We start from the raw sequence: 11,214 nt of genomic DNA on the forward strand, positions 1-11,214 counted from the left end.
GCGGGTCGTACGGACGAGGCGCTGGATGATCTGGTCGGCTTCTTCGTCAACACGCTGGTGCTGCGTACCGACACCTCCGGTGATCCGTCGTTCCGTGAACTGCTGGAGCGGGTGCGGGACACCGACCTGGCGGCATACGCGCATCAGGAGGTGCCGTTCGAGCGGCTGGTGGAGGTCCTCAACCCCTCCCGTTCCCTCTCCCGGCACCCGCTCTTCCAGGTCATGCTCGCCCTCCAGAACACCCGGCGCGCCACGGCGTCCCTCGGCGGTGTCGAGGCGCGGCAGGAGTGGACGGACATCGACACGGCGAAGTTCGACTTGTCGCTGGAGTTCCGCGAGCTGCCCGAGGGCGGCCTCGAGGGCATTGCGATCTACCGCACCGATCTGTTCGACCGCTCCTCCGTAGAAGGTCTGCTGGACCGGCTTCAGCGGCTGCTGCAGGCGGCCGTGACCGGGCCGGAGGACCTGCGGATCGGGGCGCTGCCCGTGCTGTCCGAGGCCGAGCGCCGCACGGTGCTCACCGAGTGGAACGCCACCGCGCGCCCCCGCCCGGCCGGTTCGCTGCCCGAGGTGTTTGCGGCGCGGGTGCACCGCACCCCTGATGCGCCCGCGGTCGTGGACGCCGATACCCGGCTGACCTACGCCGAACTCGATGCGCGCGCCAACCGGATCGCGCACCGGCTGCTGGCCCTGGGCGTCGGCCCCGAGGCGCGGGTGGCGGTCGCCCAGGAGCGCTCCGCCGCGCTCGCCGTGAGCCTGCTGGGCATTCTCAAGGCGGGCGCCGCCTATGTGCCACTGGACGCCCGCTTCCCCGCCGAGCGCCGGCAGTTCATCCTGCGCGACACCGGCGCCCGAGTGGTGCTCACCGACCGGGCCACCGGCGAGGGCGATCACGGCACGGGCGCCACCGTCGTCACCGTCGACGCGGACCCGCAGCTCGCGCTCCAGCCGGCCCATGACCCGGGCCTGGCCATCGACGAACGCCGTCTGGCGTATGTGATGTTCACCTCCGGCACCACCGGCACCCCCAAGGGCGTCGCCGTCTCGCATGCCGATGTGGCGGCGCTGGCCGCCGACCGCGGCTTCGCCAACGGCGCACACGAACGGGTGCTGGTGCACTCGCCGCAGGCGTTCGACGCCGCCACCTACGAGTGGTGGGTGCCGCTGCTCTCCGGCGGTCTGGCCGTTGTCGCTCCGCCCGGCGACCTCGACCTGCCCGCCCTGCGCAGCACCATCGCCCGGCACCGGGTCACCGGTCTGTGGCTGACCGCCGGCCTCTTCCGGCTCGTCGTGGACGATGAGCCGGGGCTGCTGGCCGGGGTGCGCGAGGTGTGGACCGGCGGCGATGTGGTGCCCGCGGCCTCCGTGCGGCGGCTGCGCGCCGGCTGCCCCGCCGTCACCGTCGTCGACGGCTACGGCCCGACAGAGACCACGACCTTCGCCACCTTCCACAAGATGCCCGTCACCCGCCCGGTGCCCGAGGCCGTGCCCATCGGCCGGCCACTGGACAACATGGCGGTCTATGTTCTGGACGACGGTCTGCGGCCGGTGCCGGCCGGTGTGCCCGGTGAGCTGTACATCGCCGGTGCGGGTCTGGCCCGTGGCTATCTGAACCGGCCCGGCATGACCGCCGAGCGGTTCGTTGCCTGCCCCTACGGTGAGCCCGGTGCCCGGATGTACCGCACCGGCGACCTGGTGCGCTGGACCGCCGACGGCACCGTGGAGTTCCTGGGCCGCGCCGACGACCAGGTCAAGCTGCGCGGCTTCCGGATCGAACCGGGCGAGATCGAGAAGGCGTTCACCACTCTGGGGACCCTCGCCCAGGCCGCGGTCGTCGTCCGCGAGGACCGGCCCGGCGACAAGCGCCTGGTCGCCTATGTCGTGCCCGCCCCGGGCGCCGATGCCGACGCCGATCCGCGCGAGGCGCTGCGCGGCACCCTGCCCGAGTACATGGTCCCGTCCGCCGTCGTCACCCTCGATGCGCTGCCGCTGACCCGCAACGGCAAGGTCGACCGGGCCGCGCTGCCCGCCCCCGCCCACGAGGCCGCAGGCGGACGCATGGCGCGCACCCCGCGCGAGGAGACGCTGGTCGCGCTGTTCGCCGAGGTGCTGGGCCTGGACCGGGTCGGCATCGACGACAGCTTCTTCGACCTGGGTGGCCACTCGCTGTCCGCGACCCGCCTCGCCGGCCGGGTCCGTAACGCCCTCGGCATCGAAGTCGCCCTCCGCACCCTTTTCGAGGCGCCCACGGTGGCCCGTCTGGCGGCCGTACTCGACGCCGGTGAGGGCGCCACGACCGGTGCCGCACCGCGGCCCGTGCTGCGCGCCGGGCGGCGGCCCGCGGAGATCCCGCTGTCGTACGCCCAGCGCCGCCTGTGGTTCCTCAACCGCTTCGAGGAACACGGCGCCGGCTACAACATGCCGCTCGCACTGCGTCTGACGGGGCCGCTGGACCGCGCCGCGCTGCACGCCGCGCTGGGCGACCTGGTGGCCCGGCACGAGCCGCTGCGCACCGTCTTCCCCGAGGCGGAGGGCACCCCCTGGCAGGTCGTGCTGGACGCCGCCGACGCCCGCCCCGAACTGCCCGTCACGGACCTCGCCCCGCGGGACCTGGACGCGGCGCTGGCCGAGGCCGCGGCGCAGGGCTTCGACCTGGCCACCGATCTGCCCTTCCGGGCCCGGCTGTTCGCGGCCGGCCCCGAGGACCATGTGCTGCTGCTCCTGCTGCACCACATCGCCGGTGACGGCTGGTCGGTGACGCCGCTGGCGGCCGACCTCTCCGGCGCCTATGCCGCACGGTGCGCGGGCCGGGCGCCCGAGGCCGCGCCGCTGCCGGTCCAGTACGCCGACTACACCCTCTGGCAGCAGGAGCTGCTCGGCGACGAGAACGACGCCGACGCCCCGATGGGCCGCCAGCTCGACTACTGGCGCGAGCAGCTGGCCGAGCTGCCGGAAGAGCTGACGCTGCCCACCGACCGGCGGCGCCCGGCCGTCGCCTCGCACCGGGGCGCCGTGCTGCCCTTCCACCTGGAGCCGGCGCTGCACGCCCGGCTGGACGCGCTGGCCAAGGAGACCGGCACCAGCATGTTCATGGTGCTGCAGGCCGGGCTCGCCGCCCTGCTCACCCGGCTCGGCGCGGGCACCGACATCCCGATCGGCACCGCCATCGCCGGCCGTACGGAAGAGGCCCTGGACGATCTCGTCGGCTTCTTCGTCAACAGCCTCGTGCTGCGCACCGACACCTCCGGCGCGCCGAGCTTCCGGCAGCTGCTGGAGCGGGTGCGCACCACCGACCTGTCCGCCTACGCACACCAGGACGTGCCGTTCGAGCGGCTGGTGGAGGTGGTCAATCCGGAGCGGTCGCTGTCGCGGCATCCGCTGTTCCAGGTGATGCTGGACTTCCAGAACACCCCCGAACCCCGGCTGGACTTCGGCCCGCTGGCGGCCCGTCCGCACCATGTGGACGTCGACACCGCCAAGTTCGACCTCTCCCTCAACATCGGCGAACGGCGCACCGGCGACGGAGCGCACGCGGGCATCGAGGGAATCGTCCAGTACAGCACCGATCTGTTCGACCGGGAGACCGTCGAGGCGCTGGGCCGCCGGCTGTGCGCCCTGCTGGACCAGGCCGTCCGGGACCCGGACGCACCCCTCGACGGGCTCGAGGTGCTGGAGCCGGCCGAGCGGCGCCTTCTCCTGGAGGTGTGGAACGACACCGCCGAGCCGACGCCGGACACCACCTTCGTCCAGCGGTTCGAAGCCCGCGCCGCCGCCGAGCCGCAGCGCGCGGCCGTCCGCGACGCCGCCGGAGCCGAACTGGACCATGCGGCGCTGAACACCCGCAGCAACCGGCTCGCCCGCCTCCTCGCGGCCCGGGGCATCGGCGCCGAGGACCGGGTCGCGATCCTGCTGCCGCAGGGTGCCGACCTCGTCGCCGCACCGCTGGCCGTGGCCAAGTCCGGTGCGGCCTATCTGCCCATCGACCCGGCCTACCCCGCCGACCGCATCGCCTACCTGGCCAAGGACGCGGCGCCCGCGCTGGTGATCACCGACCGGGAGACCGGCGAGGTGCTCGCCCCGGACGCCGGCCTCCCGCGCCTGGTCCTCGACGATCCGGCCACCGCCGCCGAACTGGCCCGGCACGACGGCACCGACCTGATGGACGCCGACCGCGCCCGGCCGCTGCGCCCGCACCACCCGGCGTATGTCATCTACACCTCGGGCTCCACCGGCCGCCCCAAGGGCGTCGTGGTCGAGCACCGGGCCCTGGCCGACTACCTCGCCTGGGCCGTTGGCGCCTACGAGGGGGCCCGCGGGGTGGCGCTGCTGCACTCGCCGATCTCCTTCGACCTGTCGGCAACCACCTTGTGGGTGCCGCTGCTGGCCGGCGGCACGATCTGGGCCGGGCCGCTGGAGGAGTACCGCGCCGACGCCGAGCCGGCCACCTTCCTCAAGGCCACCCCCAGCCATCTCGCGCTGCTCGGCGAGCTGCCCGCGAGCACCGCACCCAGCGCGGAACTGGTCCTGGGCGGCGAGGCATTGCAGGGCACCGATGTCACCGCCTGGCGCGCCCGCCGCACCACCGCGACGGTCATCAACTCCTACGGGCCGACCGAGACCACCATCAGCGCCACCGAGTACCGCATCGGCGCCCAGGACCCGGTGCCGGCCGGCGCGGTTCCCATCGGCCATCCGCTCCCCAACACCCGCACCTATGTCCTCGACGGCGCTCTGCGCCCCGTTCCGCCGGGAGTGGCGGGCGAGCTGTATCTCGCCGGCACCGGCCTGGCCCGCGGCTACCTCGGCCGCCCCGCACTGTCCGCGGAGCGCTTTGTGGCCTGCCCGTTCGGCGGGCCGGGGGAGCGGATGTACCGCACCGGCGACCTGGTGCGCCAACGGCGTGACGGGGAGCTGGAGTTCGCCGGGCGCGCCGACGACCAGATCAAGCTGCGCGGCTTCCGGATCGAGCTCGGTGAGATCGAGGCCGCGCTGGCCGCCCGCGACGAGGTGGCGCGCTGTGCCGTCGTCGTCCGCGAGGACCGTGCCGGGGACCGCAAACTCGTCGGCTATGTCGTGCCCGCCGACGGCAATGACCTCGAACCGGCTGCACTGAGAGCAGAGTTGGGCGAGCGGCTGCCGGAGTACATGGTCCCGGCCGCCCTCGTCGTCCTCGACGCGCTGCCGCTGACCCGCAACGGCAAGGTCGACCGGCGGGCGCTGCCCGCACCCGACTTCGCCGCCGCGGTCACCGGCCGCCCGCCGCGCAATGCCGTCGAGACCACGCTGTGCGGGCTGTTCTGCGAGGTGCTGGGCCTGCCCGCGGTCGGCATCGACGACGGATTCTTCGAGCTGGGCGGCGACTCCATCGTCTCCATCCAGCTGGTGGCCAAGGCCCGTAAGGCCGGGCTGGAGATCACGCCCAAGGAGGTCTTCCAGCACAAGACCGTCGAGGCGCTGGCCCGGGTCGCCCGCGAGGCCACCGGGGCGGGTGCGGAGGCGCCCGGCGCCGGGGTCGGCGAGCTGCCGCTCACGCCGATCATGCACCGGCTGCTGGCCCGCGGCGCCGGCGTCGACAGCGTCAACCAGGCCACGGTCGTCACCGTGCCCGCCACGGCCACCGAGAGCACGCTCGCCGAGGCGCTCCAGGCGCTGCTCGACCACCACGATGCGCTGCGCGCCCGGCTGCTGCCCGGCGCCCAGGCCCTCACGGTGCCCCCGCCCGGCAGCGTCCGCGCCGAGCGGCTGCTGCGCCATGTCGCCGCCGGCGACGCCGACGGCCCCGCCTGGCACCGGCTGCTGCGCGCCGAGGCGGAAGCGGCCCGCTCCCGTCTGGCGCCCGCCGACGGCGTCATGCTCCAGGCCGTGTGGTGCGATGCCGGCCCCGAGCGGCCCGGACGGCTGCTGCTGGTCCTCCACCACCTGGTGGTCGACGGGGTGTCCTGGCGCATCCTGCTGCCCGACCTCCGGGCCGCCCACGAGGCGGTGGCCGCCGGCCGCACCCCGCAGCTGGAGCCGCTGGGCACCTCGCTGCGGACCTGGTCCCGCCGCCTGGCCGACGAGGCCGTCCGGCGGGCCGGCGAACTCCCCCGGTGGGAAGGGATCGTCGGCGGCGCTGACCCGCTGCTGACCGACCGGCCGCTGGACGCCGCCACCGATGTGACCGGCACCCTGAGGCAGCTGACCGTGTCGCTGTCCGCCGAGGCGACCACGGCCGTGCTCACCACGCTGCCCGCCGCCTACCACGCGGGCGTCGCCGATGTGCTGCTGACCGGCCTGGCCATGGCCGTACGCGACTGGCGGCGCGAGCGCGGCGCGGGCAGCGCCACCGATGTGCTGCTCGACCTCGAGGGCCATGGCCGCGAGGAGCTCTTCGACGGGGTGGACCTGTCCCGGACGGTCGGCTGGTTCACCAGCGCCTATCCCGTCCGGCTGGACCCGGGACCCGACGGCGGCCCGGCCGCCCTGGGCGAGGCGCTCAAGCGGGTCAAGGAACAGCTGCGGGCCCTGCCGGACAACGGCATCGGCTACGGCCTGCTGCGCCACCTCAACCCCGAGACCGCGGCCGTCCTCGCCCGGGGCGCCACACCGCAGATCGGCTTCAACTACCTCGGGCGCTTCGACACCGACGGCGGCCCCGCCGCCCCATGGAGCCCGGCACCGGAGTCCGGGGCGCTGACCGGCACCCACGCCGACGCCCGGACACCCGCCGTGCACGGTCTGGAGATCAACGCACAGACCGTCGGCGCACTGCACGAAACCGAACGAAACGAGGGTGACGGCGGCGGCCCGGTGCTGACCGCCACCTGGTCCTGGCCGGCCGGCCTGCTGCCGGAGAGCGCCGTACGCGATCTGGCCGAGCGCTGGCTCGCCTGCCTGGACGCACTGGTGGACCACGCCGAACACCCGGAAGCCGGGGGGCACACCCCCTCAGACCTTGCCTTGGTGTCGCTCTCCCAGGACGACATCGACCAGTTGGACGCGGAATGGGGACTGTGACAATGAGCAAGCCCGGACTCGAGGACGTACTGCCGCTCTCGCCGCTGCAGGAGGGCCTGCTCTTCCACGCCCTCTACGACGAGCAGGGACTGGACGTCTACACCGTCCAGCTGGCCTTCGATCTCGACGGCGCGCTGGACACCGGCGCGCTGCGCGCCGCGGTGGCCACCCTGCTGCGCCGCCATCCCAATCTGCGGGCCGGCTTCCTGCACGAGAAGCTGAGCAAGCCCGTCCAGGTCATCCCCCGTGAGATACCGCTGCCGTGGGAGGACGTCGACCTCAGCGGGCTGCCCGAGGATCTGCGACGGCGCGAGCTGGAGCGGCTGACGGCCGCCGACCGGGCCCGCCGCTTCACGCCCGCCAAGCCGCCGCTGCTGCGCTTCACCCTGGTGAAGCTGGGCCCCGAGTCCTTCCGGCTGATCTTCACCCATCACCACCTGCTGCTGGACGGCTGGTCCATGCCGGTCCTCATCGGCGAGCTGTTCCAGCTCTACGAGAGTGCCGGTGACGACCGGGACCTGCCCGCCGTCACGCCCTACCGCGACTACTTCGTCTGGCTGGGCAAGCAGGACCGCGACCGGGCCGAGGACGCCTGGCGCACCGCGCTCGCGGGGATCGACGAGCCCACCCTCCTCGCCCCGGCCGCCGAGGGCCGCGAGCCCGTCACCCAGGAACAGCTCACCCTCGAACTGTCCCCGCAGATCAGCGAGGCCGTCCGGGAACTGGGCCGCGGCCACGGCCTGACCGTCAACACCGTCCTCCAGGGCGTCTGGGGGCTGCTGCTGGGCCGGCTCACCGGCCGCGACGATGTCGTCATCGGCGGTGCCGTCTCCGGCCGTCCGCCGGAGATCGAGGGCATCGAGCGGATGGTCGGCCTGTTCATCAACACCCTCCCCGTACGGGTGCGCCTCGACCCCGCCGCCTCGCTGCTGGACATGCTCACCGCGCTCCAGGAGCAGCAGACCGAGCTGATGCCGTATCAGCACATCAGCCTGGCCCAGGTGCAGCGGCTGTGCGGTACCGGCGAACTCTTCGACTCCGTCGCGGTGTTCGAGAACTATCCGATGGACACCGGCGCCCAGCGCACCGAGATCGGCGGCATCCGCGTCGCCGGGGTCACCGGCCGGGACGCCACCCACTATCCGCTGACCCTTGCCGGCATCCCCGGCGAGCGGCTGACCCTGCGGCTGAGCTACCGGCCCGACGTCCTCGACGAGGACGCCGTACTCCTGCTCGGCGAGCGGCTGCGGACCCTGCTCGCCGCGCTCGCCGACGACCCGCGGACACGCCTCGGCGCGCTCGACATCCTCGACGACGCCGAGCGGGAGAAGGTGCTGACCAGCTGGAACGACTCCGGTGCGGCGGTATGCCTGCGGACCCTGCCGGAGCTCTTCGAGGCGTCCGTGGCCCGCACCCCCACCCGGCCCGCCCTCATGGGCGATCACGGCGTCCTCTCCTACAGCGAGCTCAACGCCCGCGCCAACCGGCTGGCCTGGCTGCTGATCGAGCGCGGTATCGGCCCCGAGGACCTGGTGGCCCTGCCGCTGCGCCGCTCCGTGGAGATGATCGTGGCGACCCTGGCCGTCGCCAAGGCCGGCGCCGCCTATCTGCCCGTGGACCCGGACTATCCGGCCGAGCGGGTGGCGTACATGCTCGACGACGCCCGGCCCGCGCTGCTGATCACCACGGAGAAGACCGCCCGGCAGCTGCCCGGGGCCGCCGCGTCGCTGCCCCAGCTGGTCATGGACAACCCCGCCTCCGTGGTGGACCTGGCCCTGGTGCCGGCCGGCAACCCCGACGACCGCGTGCGCCGCAGCCCGCTCTTCCCCAGCCACAGCGCGTACACCATCTACACCTCGGGCTCCACCGGCCGGCCCAAGGGCGTGTCCGTGACCCATGCGGGCCTGGCCAGCTTCGCGGCCGCGGCCGAGCGGTTCGCGGTCGACGAGCAGGCCCGGGTGCTGCTGTTCTCCTCGCCCAGCTTCGACGCCTCCGTGCTGGAGCTGTGCACGGCGCTGGCCACCGGCGCCGCCCTGGTCGTGCCGCCCACCGGGCCGCTCGCCGACGAGATGCTGCTCGACGTACTGCGCCAGTGGCGGATCACCCATGCCCTCATCGCGCCCGCGGCACTCGCCAGCCTCCCGGCCGCCGAACTGCCCGACCTGGCCACGCTGATCGTCGGCGGCGACGCCACCGGACCGGATCTGGTCGCCCGCTGGTCGCCCGGCCGCCGCATGGTCAACGCGTACGGGCCGACCGAGTCCACCGTCATGGCGGCCACCAGCGGCCCGCTCGCCCCCGGCGAGATCCCTCCGGTGGGCACCCCGATCGTCGGCACCCGCACCTATGTCCTCGACGGCGCCCTGCGCCCCGTGCCGCCCGGCGTACCCGGCGAGCTCTACATCGCCGGCATCGGCCTGGCCCGCGGCTACCTCGGCCGCGCCGCCCTGACCGCCGAGCGCTTTGTCGCCTGCCCCTTCGGGAAGCAGCCCGGCGAGCGGATGTACCGCACCGGCGACCTGGCGCGCTGGCGCACCGACGGGCAGCTGGAGTTCGTCGGACGCGCCGACGACCAGGTCAAGTTGCGCGGCTTCCGGATCGAGCTCGGCGAGGTCGAGGCCGCCCTGGCCGCCCATCCGCACATCGAGCGGGCCGCCGCCGTCGTCAGAGAGGACCGGCCGGGCCTCAAGCGGCTGGTCGGGTATGTCGTGCCCGCCGCCGGCCAGAGCCCCGACGCCTCCGACGTGCGCGAGCACTGCGCCCGTCAGCTGCCCGAATACATGGTGCCCAGCGCCGTACTGCCCCTCGACGCGCTGCCGCTGATGCCCAACGGCAAGCTTGACCGCAAGGCACTGCCCGCCCCCGACTACGCCGGACTGGCCACCGGCCGGGCGCCCAAGTCGCCCGCCGAAGAGCTGCTGTGCACGCTGTTCGCGCAGGTCCTGGGGGTGCCGGAGGTCGGCGCCGAGGACAGCTTCTTCGACCTCGGCGGCGACTCCATCATGTCCATCCAGCTGGTCTCCCGCGCCCGCAAGGAGGGCATCACCCTCACCCCGCGGGAGATCTTCGAGCTGCGTACGCCCGAGGCGCTGGCCGCCCGTACCGGCGGCGGGACCGCAGCCGCGGCCCGGACCGCCCGGCCGCGGATGGCCGCCACCGGCCCCGCCCCGGCCACCCCGATCATGCACTGGCTGCGCGAACAGGGCGGCCCCATCGGGCAGTTCCACCAGTCCGCGCTTCTGGTGGCGCCCGCCGCGGCCGAGGAGCGGCTGCTGACCCGCGCCCTCGGCGCCCTGCTGGAGTGGCACGCTGCGCTGCGCACCCGCCTGGTGCGGGACGACGGCTGGTCCCTGGAGGTGCTGCCCGCCGACGCCGTCACCGCCGCCGACCGCCTCACCCGCGTCGATGTCACCGGCCTGGACGACGAAGCGCTGCGGCGCGCCGTCGCTGAGCACAGCGAGCGGACTGTGGCCGCGCTCGCGCCCGAGGACGCCACGATGGTGCGGGCCGTCTGGTTCGACGCCGGGCCCGCCGCGCCGGGCCGCCTGCTGCTGACCGCCCATCACCTGGTGGTCGACGGCGTCTCCTGGCGCATCCTGCTGTCCGATCTCCAGACCGCCTACGAGGCACTGGCCGCCGGCCGGACGCCCGAGCTCGACGAGACCGGCACCTCGCTGCGCGAATGGGCCCATCTGCTGGCGGACGAGGCCGCCCGGCGCAGCGGCGAACTGTCGCTGTGGCAGGACGTGGTGGCCGACCCCGGCCCGTCGCTGACCGCCCGCCCCCTCGACCCGGCCCGCGACACGGTCGCCGCCGCACGCCGGCTGACCGTCGAGCTCGGTACCGAGGCGACCGCCGCGGTGCTGCGCACCGTGCCCGCCGTCTTCCGCAGCAATGTCGCCGATGCGCTGCTGGCCGCGCTCGCCGTCGCCGTCGCCGACCACCGCCGCACCAAGGGGCTCGGCGAGAGTGGCCGGGTGCTGGTCGATGTGGAGGGCCACGGCCGCGAGGAGCTCACCGAGAGCACCGATCTCTCCCGTACCGTCGGCTGGTTCACCAGCATGTATCCGGCCGCCCTGGACATCGGAGAGCTGTCCGGGGACCGCGCCGCCGCCCTCGGACTCGCCGTCAAGCGGGTCAAGGAGCAGTTGCGGGCGTTGCCGGACAACGGCATCGGCTATGGCCTGCTGCGTTACCTCAACCCGGAGACCGCCGCCG

At 74.1% G+C, this 11,214-nt stretch carries 2 protein-coding genes; both read left to right on the forward strand.

Translation table 11 applies throughout. The annotated features are described in order from the left end of the window. Positions 1 to 6,996, forward strand: a 6,996-nt coding sequence (locus AB0D04_RS40750; protein WP_362712459.1) for an amino acid adenylation domain-containing protein, incomplete at its 5' end; no start/stop codon positions are given. A 2-nt stretch (positions 6,997 to 6,998) separates the two neighbouring features. Then, positions 6,999 to 11,214, forward strand: a 4,216-nt coding sequence (locus AB0D04_RS40755) for an amino acid adenylation domain-containing protein (protein ID WP_362712460.1), incomplete at its 3' end; no start/stop codon positions are given.

Source organism: Streptomyces sp. NPDC048483, assembly GCF_040651455.1.
GTDB lineage: Bacteria > Actinomycetota > Actinomycetes > Streptomycetales > Streptomycetaceae > Streptomyces.